This is a genomic window from Pseudomonas triticifolii, from assembly GCF_014358015.1.
Lineage (GTDB): Bacteria > Pseudomonadota > Gammaproteobacteria > Pseudomonadales > Pseudomonadaceae > Aquipseudomonas > Aquipseudomonas triticifolii.
Genome location: NZ_JACONV010000018.1, coordinates 25,591 through 44,480, shown reverse-complemented (window position 1 = coordinate 44,480; position 18,890 = coordinate 25,591). Strand labels below are relative to the sequence as shown.

Annotated in this window: 17 protein-coding genes; 9 read left to right on the top strand and 8 right to left on the bottom strand. The window is 60.6% G+C overall.

Annotation, left to right across the window (positions count from 1 at the left end; all coding sequences use genetic code 11):
* Positions 1-12: 12 nt before the first annotated feature.
* From amn to H8S56_RS19325, 3 genes are all read right to left on the bottom strand, one after another.
* Positions 13-1,476, bottom strand: a complete 1,464-nt coding sequence (gene amn / locus H8S56_RS19335; protein WP_187519520.1) for an AMP nucleosidase — start codon at positions 1,474-1,476, stop codon at positions 13-15.
* Positions 1,477-1,528: 52 nt separating this feature from the next.
* On the bottom strand, positions 1,529-3,178 hold the full coding sequence (locus H8S56_RS19330) for an acyl-CoA dehydrogenase family protein (protein WP_187519519.1): 1,650 nt from the start codon (positions 3,176-3,178) through the stop codon (positions 1,529-1,531).
* Between the two features lie 117 nt (positions 3,179-3,295).
* The gene (locus tag H8S56_RS19325; protein WP_187519518.1) at positions 3,296-5,290 is read right to left on the bottom strand and encodes a sensor histidine kinase; all 1,995 of its coding nucleotides are present in this window, start codon (positions 5,288-5,290) and stop codon (positions 3,296-3,298) included.
* 409 nt (positions 5,291-5,699) lie between these two features.
* Here H8S56_RS19325 and H8S56_RS19320 point away from each other — a divergent pair, with 409 nt between their 5' ends.
* Entirely contained in the window at positions 5,700-6,497 is a 798-nt protein-coding gene (locus H8S56_RS19320; protein ID WP_024685289.1) for a hydroxymethylpyrimidine/phosphomethylpyrimidine kinase, read from the top strand.
* Between the two features lie 23 nt (positions 6,498-6,520).
* Positions 6,521-7,150: a thiamine phosphate synthase gene (gene thiE, locus H8S56_RS19315; RefSeq protein ID WP_073168706.1), complete on the top strand. Its 630-nt coding sequence runs from the start codon at positions 6,521-6,523 to the stop codon at positions 7,148-7,150.
* Positions 7,151-7,314: 164 nt separating this feature from the next.
* Here thiE and H8S56_RS19310 read toward each other — a convergent pair whose 3' ends face one another.
* Together H8S56_RS19310 and H8S56_RS19305 are read right to left on the bottom strand one after the other, a co-directional pair.
* Positions 7,315-7,836, bottom strand: a complete 522-nt coding sequence (locus H8S56_RS19310) for a methylated-DNA--[protein]-cysteine S-methyltransferase (protein WP_024695643.1) — start codon at positions 7,834-7,836, stop codon at positions 7,315-7,317.
* The gene (locus tag H8S56_RS19305) at positions 7,833-9,278 is read right to left on the bottom strand and encodes a DNA-3-methyladenine glycosylase 2 family protein (RefSeq protein ID WP_187519517.1); all 1,446 of its coding nucleotides are present in this window, start codon (positions 9,276-9,278) and stop codon (positions 7,833-7,835) included. The genes H8S56_RS19310 and H8S56_RS19305 overlap by 4 nt, the downstream gene beginning before the upstream one ends.
* A gap of 196 nt (positions 9,279-9,474) precedes the next feature.
* On the opposite strand from H8S56_RS19305, the gene hemL reads away from it, so the two are divergent.
* Both hemL and H8S56_RS19295 read left to right on the top strand, forming a co-directional pair.
* The gene (hemL, locus tag H8S56_RS19300) at positions 9,475-10,758 is read left to right on the top strand and encodes a glutamate-1-semialdehyde 2,1-aminomutase (RefSeq protein WP_024695645.1); all 1,284 of its coding nucleotides are present in this window, start codon (positions 9,475-9,477) and stop codon (positions 10,756-10,758) included.
* Between the two features lie 307 nt (positions 10,759-11,065).
* Positions 11,066-11,614 (top strand): tetratricopeptide repeat protein, encoded by a 549-nt coding sequence (locus H8S56_RS19295; RefSeq protein WP_024688008.1) that lies wholly within the window; start codon positions 11,066-11,068, stop codon positions 11,612-11,614.
* Between the two features lie 39 nt (positions 11,615-11,653).
* Here the strand turns inward: H8S56_RS19295 and H8S56_RS19290 are convergent, their stop codons facing one another.
* A complete protein-coding gene (locus tag H8S56_RS19290) occupies positions 11,654-11,980 on the bottom strand; it encodes a DUF1820 family protein (RefSeq protein WP_024688009.1) in 327 nt (108 codons plus the stop codon).
* 128 nt (positions 11,981-12,108) lie between these two features.
* Between H8S56_RS19290 and miaB the strand changes: the two genes are divergently transcribed.
* The 5 genes from miaB to lnt all read left to right on the top strand — a co-directional run bounded on the left by miaB (position 12,109) and on the right by lnt (position 17,516).
* On the top strand, positions 12,109-13,437 hold the full coding sequence (miaB, locus tag H8S56_RS19285; protein ID WP_024688010.1) for a tRNA (N6-isopentenyl adenosine(37)-C2)-methylthiotransferase MiaB: 1,329 nt from the start codon (positions 12,109-12,111) through the stop codon (positions 13,435-13,437).
* Between the two features lie 168 nt (positions 13,438-13,605).
* Positions 13,606-14,628, top strand: a complete 1,023-nt coding sequence (locus tag H8S56_RS19280) for a PhoH family protein (protein ID WP_024688011.1) — start codon at positions 13,606-13,608, stop codon at positions 14,626-14,628.
* Positions 14,621-15,118 carry an rRNA maturation RNase YbeY gene (gene ybeY / locus H8S56_RS19275; RefSeq protein WP_024695648.1) on the top strand — a complete coding sequence of 166 codons (498 nt, stop codon included), beginning with the start codon at positions 14,621-14,623 and terminating at the stop codon, positions 15,116-15,118. The genes H8S56_RS19280 and ybeY overlap by 8 nt, the downstream gene beginning before the upstream one ends.
* Positions 15,119-15,123: 5 nt before the next feature.
* Positions 15,124-15,966, top strand: coding sequence for an HlyC/CorC family transporter (locus H8S56_RS19270; protein WP_024688013.1), 843 nt, complete (start codon positions 15,124-15,126; stop codon positions 15,964-15,966).
* Between the two features lie 29 nt (positions 15,967-15,995).
* Positions 15,996-17,516, top strand: coding sequence for an apolipoprotein N-acyltransferase (lnt, locus tag H8S56_RS19265; RefSeq protein WP_187519516.1), 1,521 nt, complete (start codon positions 15,996-15,998; stop codon positions 17,514-17,516).
* Positions 17,517-17,602: 86 nt separating this feature from the next.
* Here lnt and H8S56_RS19260 read toward each other — a convergent pair whose 3' ends face one another.
* Together H8S56_RS19260 and H8S56_RS19255 are read right to left on the bottom strand one after the other, a co-directional pair.
* Complete coding sequence (locus H8S56_RS19260) at positions 17,603-18,364, bottom strand: YdcF family protein (protein WP_187519515.1); 762 nt, start codon at positions 18,362-18,364, stop codon at positions 17,603-17,605.
* A gap of 102 nt (positions 18,365-18,466) precedes the next feature.
* Positions 18,467-18,817, bottom strand: coding sequence for a hypothetical protein (locus H8S56_RS19255; protein ID WP_187519514.1), 351 nt, complete (start codon positions 18,815-18,817; stop codon positions 18,467-18,469).
* Positions 18,818-18,890: the final 73 nt, after the last annotated feature.

Below are 18,890 nucleotides of genomic sequence, written 5' to 3'. Positions count from 1 at the left end.
TACCAACTGCAATCAGCGGAAAGGCGGCTCGTCGAAGCTGCGCAGTTTGCGTGAGTGCAGCGAATTCAGTTCGGTGCGCAGCAGATCCAGCGCTGCGATGCCGATCTTCAGATGCTGGCTGACAGCGCGCTCGTAGAAGGCGTTGGCCGAACCTGGCAGCTTGATTTCACTGTGCAACGGCTTGTCGGAAACGCACAGCAACGTACCGTAAGGCACGCGCAGGCGATAACCCTGGGCGGCGATGGTGCCGCTTTCCATATCCACGGCCACGGCGCGGGACAGGTTGATCAGCGGACGCTCCTGAGCCCAGCGCAATTCCCAGTTACGGTCGTCGTAGGTCAGCACGGTGCCGGTGCGCAGGCGCTTCTTGAGTTCTTCGCCACGCTCGCCGGTGATCTGCGCCGCCGATTCCTGCAGGGCCAATTGCACTTCGGCCAGTGCCGGAATCGGGATGTGTGGCGGCAGCACGCGGTCCAGAATCCCGTCGCGGCGCATGTAGGCGTGGGCCAGCACGTAATCGCCGATGGTCTGCGACTGACGCAGACCACCACAGTGACCGATCATCAGCCAGCAATGCGGGCGCAATACCGCCAGGTGATCGGTGATGTTCTTCGCGTTGGACGGGCCGACGCCAATGTTGACCAGGGTCACGCCATGGCCGTCTTCTGCGATCAGGTGGTAGGCCGGCATCTGGTAACGGTGCCAGACCACGCTGGCAACGATGGCCTGCGCTTCATCCTGGCTCATGCTCTTGTCGACCACCACGTTGCCCGGCAGAACCATGCGCACGAAGCGCGGATCTTCACGCAGTTTTTCCAGGCCATGCAGGATGAACTGGTCGACATAGCGGTGGTAGTTGGTCAGCAGGATCCAGGGCTGCACATGACGCCAGTCGCTGCCGGTGTAATGCACCAGACGGCGCAGCGAGAAATCCACACGGGCGGCGTCGAACAGCGCCAGTGGCAGCGGGTCGACGTTGGCCCAGTCGTACAGGCCGTCCGCAATGCCATCGGTCGCCGCCGACAGGTCGGTGCTGGGGAAAACCCGCGCCAGTGCAGCAGCGGTCACACCGGAGCCGGCCAACTCGTCACCCTGCTCCACCACGTACGGATAAGGGATGTTCTGCTCGCTCATGCCGACTTCGACCGTCACGGTAAAATCGTTCATCAGCGGGCCGAGTTGTTCCAGCAAGTATTTGCGAAACGCCTTGGGCTGCGTGACGGTTACGCTATAAGTGCCCGGCAGCTGGACCTTGGCGTAGGCGCGCGTGGTAAGCGGCACTTCGCCGTGGCACTCATAGTTCAAGCGCAATTCGGGGTAGCGGAACTGCGCTCGTTCTTCGGCGCTGGGTTCGACGCGGTCTTTCAGGTACCGCTTGAGCGCCTGGCTCAGAGCGCTGGTTGCACGCTCGTGCAGTTCAGCGAGCCGCTCAACCGCTTGCTCGGCAGTGTCTACAACAACAAAGGCTTGGGTCACGTTTCATGTCCTGTCTGAACTTGCAGACCTGCATCGTAACGGGTTCGCGTGCTCATGCCACCTGCGGCGACGCTCTGGCCACCAATGTTTCGACATCAACGCCTCGCGGCAATGCGCCATATACTCGCCCGCCAGTGGCTATTCGACCGGCGATGAAGCCGTCGCTGACGACTGCATTGCCAGCTTCCAGCAACAGCTTGGCCTGAAGCGCGATTGCGATGTCCTCAGTCAGTTGCCGCGCGCGGTACTGGATGTCACTCAAGTCCGTAAAGGCGTCTTTCAAGGTGGCGATGTGTGCGGCCAGACGCCGGTCGCCATGGCCGTCACCCAGTTCATCGAATAACGCATCGAGCACGCCCGGCTCCTTGGACAACGCCCTCAACACGTCGAGGCATTGCACGTTGCCCGAGCCTTCCCACGTCGAGTTGACCGGCGCTTCGCGGTAAAGACGCGGCAGGATGCTGTCCTCGACATAGCCCGCACCGCCCAGGCACTCGGCGGCTTCGTTGATCATTGCCGGGGCGCGTTTGCAGATCCAGTACTTGCCCACTGCCGTCACCAGACGGACGAAGCGTGCTTCATGGGCGTCATCCAGATGGTCCAGCGCACGGCCCATGCGCAGCGTCAGCGCCAGCGCGGCTTCGCTTTCCAGCGCCAGATCGGCCAACACGTTTTGCATCAACGGCTGATCGACCAGCAGACGACCACTCACCGAGCGGTGTGCGCAGTGATGGGTGGCCTGGGTCAGCGCCTGGCGCATCAACGCGCTGGAACCGATCATGCAGTCGAAGCGGGTCATGCCGACCATTTCGATGATGGTCGCCACACCGCGCCCTTCTTCGCCGATCATCCAGGCCAGCGCGCCACGAAACTCGACTTCACTGGAGGCGTTGGACCAGTTGCCCAATTTGTTTTTCAGGCGCTGGATATAGAACGCGTTGCGTGTGTTGTCTGGCCGATGGCGCGGCAGCAGAAAGCAGCTCAGCCCCTTGTCGGTCTGCGCCAGCGTGAGGAACGCATCGCACATCGGCGCTGAGCAGAACCATTTATGCCCGACCAGTTCGTACGCCTGCCCCGGTCCGCCTGCGCCGACCGGCCAGGCGCGCGTGGTATTGCTGCGCACATCGGTACCGCCCTGCTTCTCGGTCATGGCCATACCAATGGTGGCACCGGTCTTGTGTGCAATGCCGATGTTGCGCGAGTCGTACCGGGTAGAAAGCACCTTGGGCAGCCAGACCTCGGCCAGCTCCGGCTGCAGGCGCAAGGCCGGAACGCTGGCGAAGGTCATGGTCAACGGGCAGCCACTGCCGGGCTCGGCCTGGGTATGCAGGTAGGTCATGGCCGCTCGTGCAACGTGCGCGCCGGGCTGCGGATCGGTCCAGGGCAGCGACGGGATGCCATGCTCGATGGCAGTGGCCATCAACTGATGCCAGGCAGGGTGGAATTCGATCAGGTCGATGCGGTGCCCGTAACGGTCATGGCTGGCGAACACCGGCTTGTTCTGATTGGCCAGAAATCCAGCCTCCATCAGCGGCCCGCCGGCCAGCGCGCCGTAGGCATCGATGCGCGACTCGGCCCATCCTGCCTCGTAGCGCTTGCTCCACTCCTGCAAGGGCAAATCGATGCGATACAGATTAGCCCCGTCGAGTGGCGGCGGCTGATTGGTGACTTCGTGGGTTTCGGCGAATTGATTCAGGTTCATGAGCCATGTCCTCCCTGCGCGTTTCATAAGCAGTGGTGAATCATGCGCTCAAGCCTTCGCGTTTAAAAAGTGCCGTACGCGCCTAATGACCGGCGCTTTTGCCCTGCATTGATGGGCTCAAATACCCCAATGGGCTTTCAGTTCGGGGGTTTTGCGCACCGCTCCCGCAATGTCCGTCAGCATGGGCAGGTTCAAGGTGAAGCAACTGCCCTTGCCTGGCTCGGAATGGTGGCTCAGCTCGCCGCCCTGCAACTCGACCAGTTTGCGACAGATGGCCAGACCAATGCCCAAGCCGCCGTACTGCCTTGTCATCGAACCATCGAGCTGAAAGAAATGTTTGTAGAGGTTGGCCTCTTCCAGGTGGCTGAAACCGATGCCGGTGTCCATCACCTCGACCCGTAAGCGCAAGTGATCGGCGTCTTGCGGCTGGCCGCTGATACGTACCTTGATCGTACCCTCGCGGGTGAATTTGAGCGCGTTGTCCACCAGGCACTCGACGCACTGGTAAAGCTTGTGGACATCACCACGCACCGTAACAGGCAGCGTTTCATCAAGTTCCAGGTTCAGCCGTAGGCCCTTGGCGCAGGCGGGACCACTGAAACGCACACGCACGTGTTCCAACAGGTCAGGTACATCGAAGCTTTCGCATTGGGCATACAGCACACCTGCGTGCAGTTCGGTCAGAGTCAGAATGCCGTTGATCATGCGCATCATGTCCTGCGCAGAGCTGGCGGCGGTCTGCTGGTACATCTCCAGCTCCTCGCCCAGACTCATGGTCTGCATCAGCTCAAGCGAGCCGATCACGCCGTTCATGGGCGTGCGCAGTTCATGGGTAAGCGTGGCCAGAAACTCGTCCTTTAGCCGGTTACTGGTAGCCAGTTGCAGGTTCAGGTATTCCAAATCACTGCCGGCCGCCAGCAAGGTTTTTTCCTGTTCTCGCCGGGTGTGGTTGATTCGGTCGGCCAGCGCCATCGACAGCAGCGCCATTTCCAGCACGGTGCCGATGTGGCAGGCATACATGGTCAGGAACGTAGTGGGCAACTGCCCCAATAGCATCAGGCTGAAAATCAGCCCGCCCACCAGAAAGACCGACCAGGCGATCACGAAATAACGACCGACGCGCTCGCCGCTTACGACGGCAACGATGCCCGCCAGATAAATCGTCAAGGAGCCCGCCAGCACCAGATAGGTCGCCGCACGCAATGCAGGCCCATAGCCCACGAACAGCGCCATGCACATGACCACGGCGGCGACGCCGATCATGCCCAGCAAGAGCCGGTCTACCCAGTTGGCAAGGCGGCGGGTTCCCAGAAAACTGCGGGAGAACTGACAGGCGAACAGCGTCGCCATCGCCATCAGGAAAGGCGTCGAGGCGTTGGCCCACCACGGGCTGTCGGGCCACAAGTACTCGATGGCGACCCCATTGATCGACATCTGGTACAAGCCAAACGACGCCACATAGAGGATGTAATACAGATACTCCGGCTCGCGAACACTGATGAAAATGAACAGGTTGTAGACCAGCATTCCCAACAGCACGCCGTATATCAGACCGAACGCATAGATCCGGGCGGGCTGAGCCTCCAGATAAGCATGGGTTGACCACAGGTTGAGCGGTGCCTGTACCGACCCGGCGCTATGGATACGCAGGTAGACGGTGTGGATCTGCCCGGGAGCCAGATCCAGCTGAAAGATATAATTGTTCTGTTTGAAGGGACGACTGGCGAACGGCAGCATGTCACCGGTCTGTGCCAGCAGCCTCAGGGTGCCAGCAGCATCCGGGCCGTAAAAATCAATGTAATCCATCGGCGGATAGGCCAGTTCCAGCAGCCAGTCGGTGTGCTGACCAGCATCACGCGGGCGATACAGCAGATCAACTTTCAACCAGAAAACCGCGGACGAGTAACCGGCATTGAACGTGCCCGTATCAACGGGACGAAACGCCTGAGCGCCCGCCTCGGAGCGCACGTCTTCGATGGTCGCTTTGCCGGTCGGGTCCTCGAACACCTGGATCATGCGGCCCAACGGAAGTAACCGGGTGTTCTCGTCGAATTCGACAGCATGAGCCAGCAACGGTAGCCAGACAGCCAGCATTATCAGCAAATAGCGCATTGAAGCCCCAAGGTGGTCGTCGCGGTCACTCCATCCGTTGATGGCGACGCCCTGCAATATCTATCCTTGAAACAGGCTGATGAACCCAGACAGGCAATTACGTATGACCGCTTTCCGACAGCGGCTACCCGATTGACGGCACTCTGTCAGAACATTGAAGCATAGCCGCTTATGGCGCTAAGGCTCTATGGCTTTAAAAATCAGAGTAATAGCTCTATCTCGGCCCTTGCGGAGCAAACATGAATATTTTCCTCACTGAATGTCAGGCTCGGTACGAAGCGCAGCATCACCAAGCGCAGTCACTTTTCGGACCGAGCCAGGCACCGATGACCGGCAGCGGTGTCGGACAGGCAAGAAAAACGTCACCGACAAGCGGCCCGGGAAAGGTTTAGTGATAAGCTCGCGCACCATGAATATCTATAGCTCCCGCCCCGTTGTCCTCTGCCTCTCCGGCCACGACCCTAGTGGCGGTGCCGGCATGCAGGCCGATATAGAAGCCCTGCTCGCTCAGGGCTGCCACGCCGCTCCCGTCATCACGGCCCTGACGGTGCAAGACACCGTCAACGTCAGTGATTTTCGTGTGCTGGACCGCGACTGGGTGCTGGCCCAGGCCCATGCCGTTCTGAATGATTCGAGCGTAGCCGCTGTGAAGCTGGGCATGCTCGGTTCGCTTGAAATGGTCGGCACCGTTGTCGAACTGCTACAGGCCAACCCGCATCTGCCGATGGTCTGCGACCCGGTGTTGCGGGCGGGCGGCGGCGGACGGCTGGGCAAGGACGAAGTCGGCTATGCCATGCGCGAACAATTGCTGCCCTTGTCGACGATCGCCACGCCCAATTTGCCGGAAGCCCGCATCCTCGCGGAACTACCCGAAGGCACAGCGGACGAGTGCGCTGAAAAGCTGCTGCCTTACTGCGAGCACCTGCTGATCACCGGCGGCCACGGTGATGAACAGCAGATCCATAATCGTTTGTACGTTCGCGGCGGTCAGACCCATACCTTTATCTGCGAGCGACTGCCGGGTAGCTACCATGGTTCCGGCTGCACGCTGGCCAGCGCATTGGCGGGACGCCTGGCCCAAGGCGAAGAAACGGTCAGTGCCGTTCGCTCAGCGCTGGATTACACCTGGCGCACGTTGCGCGACGCCGAGCAGTTGGGCAAGGGGCAGTTCGTCCCGCGTCGTCTGCCGCTGGATTTTTGCTCGTAACGCTCTGCCATGAGGCTCGATTCATGAAACTACGTGGCCTTTATGCCATTACCGACAGCCAACTGTTGACCGGCAGATTCCTGTCCTACGTCGAAGCCGCGCTCGACGGCGGCGTCACCCTGTTGCAATACCGGGACAAGACCGAAGACGAATCGCGCCGCCTGCGCGAGGCCACCGAACTGCTCAAACTGTGTGAGCGCTACAAGACCCGACTGATCATCAATGACGATGCCGAACTGGCTGCGCGCCTGGGCGTCGGCGTGCACCTGGGGCAGACCGACGGCTCGCTGCCGGACGCGCGTGCCTTGCTGGGGCACAAGGCGATTGTCGGCGCGACCTGCCACGGCAAGCTGGAACTGGCCGAGCGCGCCAAGGCAGACGGTGCGACGTATGTGGCATTCGGCCGATTCTTCAATTCGCAGACCAAGCCCAACGCACCTGCCGTGCCGCTGGACCTGATCGCTCAGGTCCGCGCCAAGGTGCACCTGCCTATCGCGGTCATCGGCGGCATCACCCTGGAAAACGCCCCGCAACTGGTCGAGCATGGCGCCGACCTGCTGGCCGTCGTGCACGGCCTGTTCGGCGCCGAAACCACCCAGGAAGTCACCCGCCGGGCCAAGGCATTTACAACGCTGCTGGCCAGCGAGCGCTGAGCGAAGCACTGTCTCGCTGTTCACCTTAATGTGGAAGGCAACTTGCCGGCGATGGCGTCATTTCAGTCACTGACATGGCGCCTGTTAAAACATCTCGTCGGCAAGCCGCCTCCCACAAACAACTTTTCTTCAGTCAGTCATCCGTCGTTTTATGAGGCCGACGTTCAAGCCTGCCCCACCAGTTTGAACTCGAAATCCGGCATACCGGTGGCGTTCTCCAGCGCCAGCAGTGCGCGCTTGCGGTCGACGCCACCGGCATAGCCTGTCAGGTCGCCGCCCGCGCCGATGACCCGATGGCACGGCACGATGATGGAGATCGGGTTCTTGCCGTTGGCCGTTCCCACGGCCCGCGAATGACCGGGGCTCAGGCCCATCTTCCTCGCCATCGCTCCGTAGGAAATCATCTCGCCGTAAGGAATGCGCGCCAGTTCTGCCCAGACCTGCTCCTGAAACGGCGTGCCGCGCATGCGCAGCGGCACATCGAACACCCGACGCTCGCCGCGAAAGAATTCGGTCAGTTGTTCCTGCGCACGCCGCACCACTCTGGGCACGTGCTGGTCATCGGGCATCATCACCAGACCGGGATAATGCTTCTGGCCGATGAAGTAAACGCCGGTCAGCGCATCATCCTCGGCGCGCAGGGCAATGTCGCCTAACGGGCTGGAAAGCAGGTAGCCGGGAATCATGATGGTGTCTCCTCACGTTGATGCCAGACATGCACGGTCGCGTAAGCCCGCCACGGTGCCCACTGACTCGCATGCTCATTGAGTTGCGCGGCTGTCGTGCAACCCAGGCGCTTTTTGAGCACGGCATCGCCCTCAGGGAACGCATTGGGCCAGCCAAGGGCGCGCATGGCAATGTATTGCACGGTCCACTCGCCGATGCCGCGAATATGACGCAGCGCAGCCAGCGTTTCATCGAGCGGCACTAGCGGTTCAAGCCGGATGCGCCCTGCTGCAACTTCCTGAGCGACCGCAAGGATCGCCTCGGCCCGGATACGGATTAGCCTCGTGGCGATCAGGTCTTCATCGTGCAGCGTTGCAACGGCCTGCGCCGTCGGGAACGCATGATGCAGTCCAAAAGGTGCATCGCTCACCGGCGTGCCAAATCGCTCGGCAATCCGGCTCAGAATCGCTCGGGCATTGAGCACCGATATCTGCTGCCCGACCACCGCCCGCACTGCGATTTCGAAGCCATCGAACGCACCCGGAACACGCATGCCTTGCAGATCGCCAATCAGCGGCCCAAGGTGCGCGTCCACCAGGTCCGGCCGACAGCCCGTATCGAAGACCCGCCGTACACGCCCCAGCACCACCGCAACCGCCGACTGCAACGAAGCCGACATCGTCACCACCAGCGCATGTCGCTGCGGGGCATCGGTCACGCTGATCCAGCCGGTGAGCATCTGCCCCGCATGCTCGACCTCGATGACACGCGCATAGACGTCATCGGCCACATGCTCGACGCCAGCGATGCAACGATGCGCGAGAAAGGCCAACACGCCTTTCCATGAAAACGGTGGCCGGTAGGACAACTCGAAGCGCAGACCTGCATCGTCGGCGCTCTTCACGGTTTTCCTCAGCCTGGTGGGATTCAATCCATAGCGCGCCTGAAAGACATCATTGAAGCGCCGCACGCTGCCAAAGCCTGCCGCCAGAGCGACTTCCGTCATGGACAGCCCGGTATCGGTCAACAGGCGCTTGGCAACCAGCAGGCGTTGCGTCTGGGCGAAGTCGATCATTGAGACGCCGAATTCGGCCTCGAAGATCCGCCGCAGATGCCGCGACGTGACGCCCACCCGCTCGGCCAGCGCATCCAGTGTCTTGCCGCCCAGAAAGCCTTCTTCGATCAGCCGGGCTGCGGCCTGTGCCAACCGGCTCGACATGTCCAGCAGGCTCTGTCCGGGCGCCAGTTCCGGGCGGCAGCGCAAGCACGGACGAAATCCTGCCTGCTCCGCCGCCGCAGTGGTTCTGTAGAAACTGCAGTTTTTGGCTTGCGGCGCTCGCACCGGGCACATCGGCCGACAATAGATACCGGTCGACGACACGCCCATGAAAAACCAACCGTCAAACCGGCGGTCCCTGGCGATAAACGCGGCGTAGCAAATGTCGGGATCGAGAGTGTTCATGGGCAGACTGTATGCCAGCCTCCTACAAAAGTCTGGCTGAATTCGGACATGTGCATCCGGCAGTCGCCCGGCATTTGATATAGTGCCGCTTCCTGCGCTTTCTCTGGCTCAAGCCACTCCAATAAAGCATTCACTGCTCACCTCGGCTGACCCCGGCGTAGACACGACTTCCCCGTTTCAAAGCAGAGACCCGATCATGTCCCGTTCCGAAACACTGTTCGCCAATGCCCAAAAACACATTCCCGGTGGCGTGAATTCGCCGGTTCGCGCCTTCAAGAGCGTGGGCGGTACGCCGCTGTTCTTCAAACACGCTGCTGGCGCTTACGTGACTGATGAAGACGACAAACGTTACGTTGACTACGTCGGCTCCTGGGGCCCGATGATTCTCGGCCACAGCCATCCGGAAGTGCTCGATGCCGTGCGCAACCAGTTGGAGCACGGCCTGTCCTACGGCGCACCGACGGCGATGGAAACCGAGATGGCCGACCTGGTCTGCTCGCTGGTCCCGTCCATGGAAATGGTGCGCATGGTCAGCTCCGGCACCGAAGCCACCATGAGCGCCATTCGCCTGGCCCGTGGCTACACCGGCCGCGACAGCATCATCAAGTTCGAAGGCTGCTACCACGGTCATTCCGACAGCCTGCTGGTCAAGGCCGGTTCCGGCGCGCTGACCCTGGGCGTGCCGAGTTCGCCTGGCGTACCGGCAGCGTTCGCCAAACACACCTTGACCGTGCCGTTCAACGACCTGGAAGCGGTGCGTGAAATGCTCGCCCAGGTAGGCCAGGAAGTGGCGTGCATCATCGTCGAGCCGGTGGCCGGCAACATGAACTGCGTTCCGCCAGCGCCGGGCTACCTGCAAGGCTTGCGCGAGCTGTGTGACGAACACGGCGTGGTGCTGATTTTCGACGAGGTCATGACCGGTTTCCGCGTGGCGCTCGGCGGCGCTCAGGCTTACTACGGCGTAACGCCGGACCTGAGCACCTTCGGCAAGATCATCGGTGGCGGCATGCCGGTCGGCTGCTTCGGTGGCAAACGCGAAATCATGTCGCACATCGCCCCGCTCGGCCCGGTCTATCAGGCAGGCACGCTGTCAGGAAACCCGCTGGCGATGGCCGCTGGCCTGACCACCCTGCGCCTGATCAGCCGTCCGGGCTTTCACGATGAACTGAGCGACTACACCCGTCGTCTGCTCGAAGGCCTGCAGCAACGTGCCGATGCCGCGGGCATCGCATTCGTAACGACCCAGGCGGGCGGCATGTTCGGCCTGTACTTCAGCGACGCCAAGGAAATCGTTACGTTCCAGGACGTGATGACCAGCGACGCCGACCGTTTCAAGCGGTTCTTCCATCTGATGCTCGAAGGCGGCGTGTACCTGGCGCCCAGCGCATTCGAAGCTGGCTTTACCTCCATCGCGCATGGCGACGCCGAGTTGCAGCTGACGCTGGATGCGGCCGAGAAAGCCTTCGCGGCACTTAAATAAGCCGAAGGTGATGACGCGTGCAGGTGAGGTCTGACCTGTACGCGTCAACTTCTTGAAATAAACGGAACGTTGTCGCTCCAATTAGCTTCTACACTGCAATACCATTGACGTGATCAATTGATGTGAACATGGGAAGCGATTGTCTTGCTCAAGGGTCTTTACCTTGTGAACGGACTTTTTTACAGGCCGTGCAGCAGAAAATCCGTAAAGACTTTGTAAGGTTGGCTCTGCTTATTTCATAATGCGCAGCCAGCACGTTTAGCTGGTCGGGTACGCCCGCACCTTTTTCAGAGGTAAGTCGATTTCCATGAACCGCACCGGCCGCACCCTTGCATTGGGCTGCCTGTTGCTTGTCTATCCCCTGCTGGCTAATGCCGGCAGCAACTCGTTGTTGATCCCAGCGGTAGGTCGCTGCACCCTCAATACGCAGCCGGAGAACCTGCCCGCTGCGCTGTCGGCCTGTCAGCAGGCAGCTGAGTCCGGGGATGCGCAGGCACAATACGAGTTGGGTGAGTTCTATTACGAAGGCAAGAGTGCACCTCGCGATCTGCCCAAGGCCCTCGGTTATTTCGAGCAGGCTTCGTTGCAGGGTCATGCGCAGGCGCAATATCAGCTGGGTTTGATGTTCAGTCGCGGCGAAGGCGTACAGGCCAATAATATTCAGGCGTATATCGTGCTGAAGATGGCTGCGGTCAATGGTTCGGAAGAAGCACTGGATGCAGCGGATGAAGTCTCGGCCAAAATGAAGCGCGACGAACTTGAAGTCGCCACTCAGGTGCTGGGCCAGATATTCCGCAAATACCTCATGGAACTGCAAACAGCCGAAGGGCGCAGTCCCTTCTCTCCATTGCCCTGATCGCGTGTCCGCAGGGCAATAGTTTCAACTTCCTTCCTGCTATTTTTCCGGCATCGGCATGGGAAACGGCATCACGTTGCTCACGCCCCGCGCTTCACTGATTTTCGGCGTGCCCATGCGCTCGACTTCATCGATGCGCACGATCGAATGCATCGGCACAAAACTGCGCACTACGCCTTCGAACTGGGCCTTGAGCTTTTCTTCGCTCGGGTCCACCACGACGGTCGTTCGCTCGCCGAAGACGAATTCTTCCACTTCCAGAAACCCCCACAGATCGCTTTGATAGATCTGCTTGGCGTACATCTCGAACACCTGGCCCTGGTTGAGGAAAATCACCTTGTAGATTGGAGCTTCGCGTTTGGTCATGGTTGGCAGGTAACGATTCGCGGATGAAAAAGGGGCACGCACTATAGCATGCCCGTCGGATCGCCCCTAGGAACCCAAGCACTTCGCCCCTATAATGCGCGGTTCTTTGAATCAGCTGATGATCACGAATGGCCAAGAAGCTTTATATCGAAACCCACGGTTGCCAGATGAACGAGTACGACAGCTCGCGCATGGTCGACCTGCTGGGCGAACATCAGGCCCTGGAAGTCACCGCCCGCGCGGAAGACGCCGACGTGATCCTGCTCAACACCTGCTCGATTCGCGAACGCGCCCAGGACCGGGTCTATTCCCAACTGGGTCGCTGGCGCGAACTGAAACTGGCCAACCCGGAAATGGTGATTGCCGTCGGCGGCTGCGTGGCCAGTCAGGAAGGCGCGGCCATCCGCGACCGCGCGCCCTACGTGGACGTGGTCTTCGGCCCGCAGACCCTGCACCGTTTGCCGGAAATGATCGACGCCGCACGCATCACGCGCTTGCCGCAGGTCGACGTCTCGTTCCCGGAAATCGAAAAATTCGACCATTTGCCCGAGCCTCGTGTCGATGGCCCTAGCGCTTACGTGTCGGTGATGGAAGGTTGCAGCAAGTACTGCACCTTCTGCGTTGTGCCTTATACACGCGGCGAAGAGGTCAGCCGGCCGTTCGATGACGTCCTGACCGAAGTCATTCACCTGGCCGAACATGGCGTGCGTGAAATCACGCTACTGGGCCAGAACGTCAATGGCTATCGCGGCGCCATGCACGATGGACGTGTCGCGGATCTGGCCGACCTGATACGCGTGGTGGCAGCCGTCGATGGCATTGATCGTATTCGCTACACCACCTCGCACCCGCTGGAGTTCTCCGACAGCCTGATCCAGGCCCACGCCGAAGTGCCGGAGCTGGTCAAGCACCTGCACTTGCCGGTGCAGTCGGGCTCGGACCGTATCCTGGCGGCCATGAAGCGCAACCACACCACGCTGGAATACAAGTCCAAGCTGCGCAAGCTCAAGGCGGCTGTACCGGGCATTTGCATCAGCTCCGACTTCATCGTCGGCTTCCCGGGTGAAACCGAGAAAGACTTCGACAACACCATGAAGCTGATCGAAGACGTCGGGTTCGACTTCTCGTTCTCGTTCATTTACAGCCCGCGTCCCGGCACCCCGGCGGCCGACCTCAAAGACGAGACGCCAGAAGCCTTGAAGAAGGAGCGTCTGGCTGCGCTGCAGCATCGCCTCAATCAGCAGGGCTTCGAGATCAGCCGGCAGATGGTCGGCAGCACGCAGCGTATTCTGGTGACCGATTACTCCAAAAAGGACCCTGGCGAGCTGCAGGGCCGTACCGAGAACAACCGGATCGTCAATTTCCGCTGTGACAACCCCAAGCTGATCGGGCAGTTCGCCGATGTACATATTGATGATGCACAACCCCATTCCCTGCGCGGATCTCTGCTTCAATAACCTTTGCGCCCCGACACGGAAACGAATGGCCGAATGAATTCGTTTCCGTGCGGTCCCTACCATTGAGCACGGTGAATCCTCTAAGCAGAAGGCAAGGCTTTCGCCTGACCACCGCTAGGGGTATTCTTCAATACATCTCAATTGCCGCCGGACGGCCATTAAAAGACCTTGAACGCACCCATAGAACCTCATCGTTTTACCCTCGAACCCTTCGAGGCCCATCGTTTCGCCAACCTGTGCGGGCAACTCGACGAGCATCTGCGCTTGATCGAACAACGCCTGGAGATCGAGATCCGCAATCGCGGCAATCAATTCGAGCTTATTGGCGACACTAAACAAACCACCTCGGCCGAACATCTGTTGCGCCGTCTGTACCGGGAAACCAAGGGTACCGACCTGACGCCGGACATGGTTCACCTGTTCCTGCAGGAATCAGGCGTCGACGGGCTGGACAACCACCCTGCCGCCGAAGTCGGCGTTGCGCTGCGCACCAAGAAGGGCATGATTCGCCCGCGCGGCATCAATCAGCAGCGTTACGTCAAAGAGATCCTCGGCAACGACATCAACTTCGGCATTGGCCCTGCGGGTACCGGCAAGACGTACCTGGCGGTTGCCTGTGCGGTGGATGCCCTGGAACGCGAGCAGATCCGTCGCATCCTGCTGGTGCGCCCGGCAGTCGAAGCGGGTGAAAAACTGGGCTTCCTGCCCGGCGACCTGGCGCAGAAGATCGACCCGTACCTGCGACCGCTCTACGACGCGCTCTACGAGATGCTCGGCTTCGAGGTCGTGGCCAAGCTGATCGAGAAGCAGGTCATCGAGGTGGCACCGCTGGCGTACATGCGCGGACGCACCCTTAATAACAGCTTCATCATTCTCGACGAAAGTCAGAACACCACCGTCGAGCAGATGAAGATGTTCCTGACCCGTATTGGCTTTGGCTCCACCGCCGTGATCACCGGCGACATCACTCAGGTCGACCTGCCCAAGGGCACCAAGTCCGGCCTGACGCATGTCATCGACGTGCTCAAGGACGTGCCAGGCATCAGTTTCACGCACTTCAAGCCCAAGGACGTGGTTCGTCACCCATTGGTGCAGCGCATTGTGGAAGCCTATGAGCGTTTCGATGATCGTTTGAGCGATGGCTCGTCGAACAGCAACAGTTACTCACGGGACAAGAACCGCGATGCTTGAGCTGGACCTGCAAGTTGCCAGTCAGACCCCTGCGCCAACCGAAGCCCAATTCCGCCTCTGGTGTGAAATGGGCCTGCGCGCGCGCAGTGCCGACTCCGAATTGACCATCAGACTGGTCGACGAAGTCGAAGGACGTGAACTCAATCACACCTGGCGGCACAAGGACTACGCCACCAACGTGTTGTCCTTTCCAGCGGATGTGCCAGACGACATGCTGGACATCCCGCTGCTGGGCGACCTGGTCATCTGCGTACCGGTGGTGAACCGCGAAGCGGCTGAACAAGGCAAGGCCGTTGACGCCCATTGGGCGCACATGGTGATACATGGGTGCCTTCATCTGCTCGGCTTTGACCACATCGACGATGAAGAAGCCGAAGAGATGGAAGCGCTGGAACGAACGTTGCTTGAAGAGTTGGGCTACCCCGACCCTTATGCCGACGACGACACCGAACCTCAACATTCAGATACACCAAGCAAGGACCACGAGTAAGGGCTATGAGCGAAGACCGATCGAGCAACGGACAAAAGTCATGGCTGGGTAAACTGACCCAGGCTTTTGTCCATGAGCCGAAAAACCGCCAGGAGCTGCTTGAGCTGCTGCGCGAAGCCCACCAGAACAAACTGCTGGACAGCGAAGCGCTGGCCATCGTCGAAGGCGCCATACAGGTTGCCGACCTGCAAGTACGCGACATCATGGTGCCGCGCTCGCAGATGATCAGCATCAAGGCGACCCAGACACCCCGCGAATTCCTCCCCGCTGTCATCGACGCTGCGCACTCGCGCTATCCGGTGATCGGCGAGAGCCACGACGACGTGCTCGGCGTGCTGCTGGCCAAGGATCTGCTGCCGCTGATCCTCAAGCCTGACGGCGACAGCGACGACGTGAAGAAGCTGCTGCGCCCGGCGACCTTCGTGCCCGAGTCCAAGCGCCTGAACGTGCTGCTGCGCGAGTTCCGCGCCAACCACAACCACATGGCCATCGTCATTGACGAATACGGCGGCGTGGCGGGTCTGGTGACGATTGAAGACGTGCTGGAACAGATCGTCGGCGACATCGAGGACGAGCATGACGTCGAGGAAGACAGCTTCATCAAGCCGCTGCCCAGCGGCGACTTTCTGGTAAAGGCCCTGACGCCGGTCGAAAGCTTCAACGAATTCTTCGACAGCGCGTTCTCCGACGATGAGTTCGACACCGTCGGCGGCCTTGTGATGAATGCTTTCGGCCATCTGCCCAAGCGCAACGAAATCACCGAAATCGGTGCCTATCGTTTCCGCATCCTGAGCGCAGACAGCCGCCGCATCCACTTGCTGCGCCTGAGCCCGATCTCACGCCCGTAACCACTCTGCTGCCGCTTTAAGGAATCTACATGCGCTGGATAACGCGTCCCGGCTGGCCCGGCAACCTGCTGGCCGTCGTCGCCGGCGGGATCACGACCCTGGCATTGGCGCCGTTCGATATCTGGCCGCTGATTCTGATCGCGGTCGCGGTCTTCTATCTCGGGCTGCGCGAGCTGAGCCCGCGCCAGGCCTTCGGGCGCGGCTGGTGCTATGGCTTCGGCCTGTTCGGCGCAGGCACCAGCTGGATCTATGTGAGCATCCACACCTACGGCGGCGCTTCGGTGCTGCTGGCGGGACTGTTGATGTTGGCATTCATCGCCGCCATCGCGCTGTTCTTCGCCCTCCCCGCCTGGGTGTGGGCGCGCTGGCTGAGGCGCAATGAAGCGCCGCTGGCTGACGCCCTCGCTTTTGCGGCACTGTGGCTGGGCCAGGAAGCGTTTCGCGGCTGGTTTCTCACGGGTTTCCCGTGGCTGTACTCCGGATACAGTCAGCTCGACGGACCACTGGCGGGCCTGGCGCCGGTCGGCGGCGTCTGGCTGATCTCCTTTGCGCTGGGACTGACCGCTGCATTGTTGTGCAACCTGCACCGCTTGCGGGCGCGCAAGTCATTTCTCGCAGCCGGGGTGCTGCTGTTGCTTGCACCCTGGATCGCCGGGCTGGCACTGAAGGGTTACGCCTGGACAGCGCCGTCCGGCAAACCACTGAAAGTGGTCGCCATGCAGGGCAACATCGAACAGAGCATGAAGTGGGACCCGCAGAAGCTGAACGACCAGTTGGCGCTGTATCGCGACATGACCTTCAGATCGCAGCAGGCCGACCTGATCGTCTGGCCGGAAACCGCAGTGCCGGTCCTCAAGGAAAGCGCAGAAGGCTACCTGTCGATGATGGGCAAGTTCGCGGCCGACCGCAACGCAGCACTGATCACTGGCGTACCGGTGCGTGAATTGACCGGACGCGGCGAATACCGTTACTACAACGGCATTACCGTGACCGGCCAGGGTGATGGCACTTATTACAAGCAGAAGCTCGTTCCGTTCGGCGAATACGTGCCGCTGCAGGACGTGTTGCGTGGGTTGATCGCGTTCTTCGATCTGCCGATGTCCGACTTCGCCCGTGGTCCGGATGATCAGGCACTGCTGCAAGCCAAGGGTTATCACATCGCGCCGTTCATCTGCTACGAAGTGGTCTATCCCGAGTTCGCCGCTGGCCTGTCAGCCAAGAGCGACCTGCTGCTCACGGTCAGCAATGACACCTGGTTCGGCACCTCGATCGGCCCGTTGCAGCATTTGCAAATGGCCCAGATGCGCGCTCTGGAAGCCGGACGCTGGATGATCCGCGCCACTAACAATGGTGTTACCGGACTCATCGACCCGTTCGGCAGGATCACAGTGCAAATCCCGCAGTTCGAGCGTGGTGTGCTGTACGGCGATGTGGTGCCGATGCAGGGACTCACGCCTTATCTGCACTGGCGTTCCTGGCCCCTGGCGATTGTCTGCCTGCTTCTGTTCGGCTGGGCGTTGCTGGCGGCGCGTATTGCCAAGACTGTCTGATCAGCCCCTCAGGCGACGGCCACTCAAGGTCGTTGCCCAGGCTCTTTACGCAAACGGGCTGCGCTCGCCGACTTTAGGTTCAGAGCCTAAGGATAGATCCACGGATAAACCAGCGAGCCGATCGCTTCGTTGAGCAACACACCGCTCTGCGTGAAGACGCGACTTTCCGGCAGCCAGCCACTAAACGGCCGGGCGTTATCCACACCCAGAAATCCTACGGGTGCTGGCACCACCGTAAAACCTGCCTTTTCGAAGCTCCAGCGCGCCCTCGGCATGTGCCAGGCCTGCGTCACGAGCACGATGCGCCTGATGCCCTGCGGCTGCAGAAGACCTGCGCTCAGCGTGGCGTTTTCCCAGGTGGTTCGGCTCAGGCCTTCCTGCCAACGCACCGCAACGCCAAAATCATCCTGCAGCGATTGGGCCATGATGGCGGCTTCGCTGGGCGGCTCGTCATAGTGCAGACCGCCTGTGGTCAGCACAGGCAGCCCGGATGCCCTGGACAGGCGCGCCGTCAGCCGAAGTCGCTCCAGACCGATGCCTGTCGGCACGTCGCCACCCCAGGTCGGCGAGTTGCGCTCGCGCCCGCTGCCCAACACCACAATCGCATCGGCCTGCTGCGCAAGGTCCGCCCATTGAGACTGTGGCAAAGGCGCGACCTGCTCCATTTTGCCCGCCGCCCACTCCACCGCCACCGGCAGGCTCATCAGCCACAGCCCGCCCAGGCCCGTCAGGAAACAAAGAGCGGCCAGACGCGGGCGCGAACGGCGCAGCCACCAGGCCGCAATCAGCAACAGAAAAAGAATACCGGGCGGTAGCAGAAGGGTTTTGAGCAGGTAACGCAAAGGCATCGGACATCTCCAGAGATGCCCGAAGCCTAGAATGTTTGAAGCTAAGCAACAATGCTTATGAAGCAGGCCCGAAGCCTGCCGGGATAACGCCTGAAGGTCGTATCAGTTATTGCGGCCTGACCTGATCGAGGACCGGGCGCGCCGTCTGTCTTTCAGCCAGATGATAGTGGCTGATTGTTTAGGCGCCCTGGCCGGACTGGTCTGCTCCGGTAGTGCGGTGAAACTGCCCTTTGACTTGCCCTTAACAGCCCCGCTTGCCGCCATCACACCTTTCTCAAGGTAGGCCTCGATCAATTCGAACTCCGCACTGCTCAACCCTTTGAGCTCAAGTACGGCAGGCGACTCGTTTCGGAGCCGAACCGCAGTACTTGCCGTTTCAAGTGCAAGCCCAAGACGATCAATCAAACGTTCATACAGCTCAGAAGTGCTTACTGTGTGCTGCAACTCTGTCATCCGTTCACCTCATCGAAGATAGAACATACCCTCGACCCTCAGCTTAGCGCTGCTGCCGGAACCAGCAGAAAAC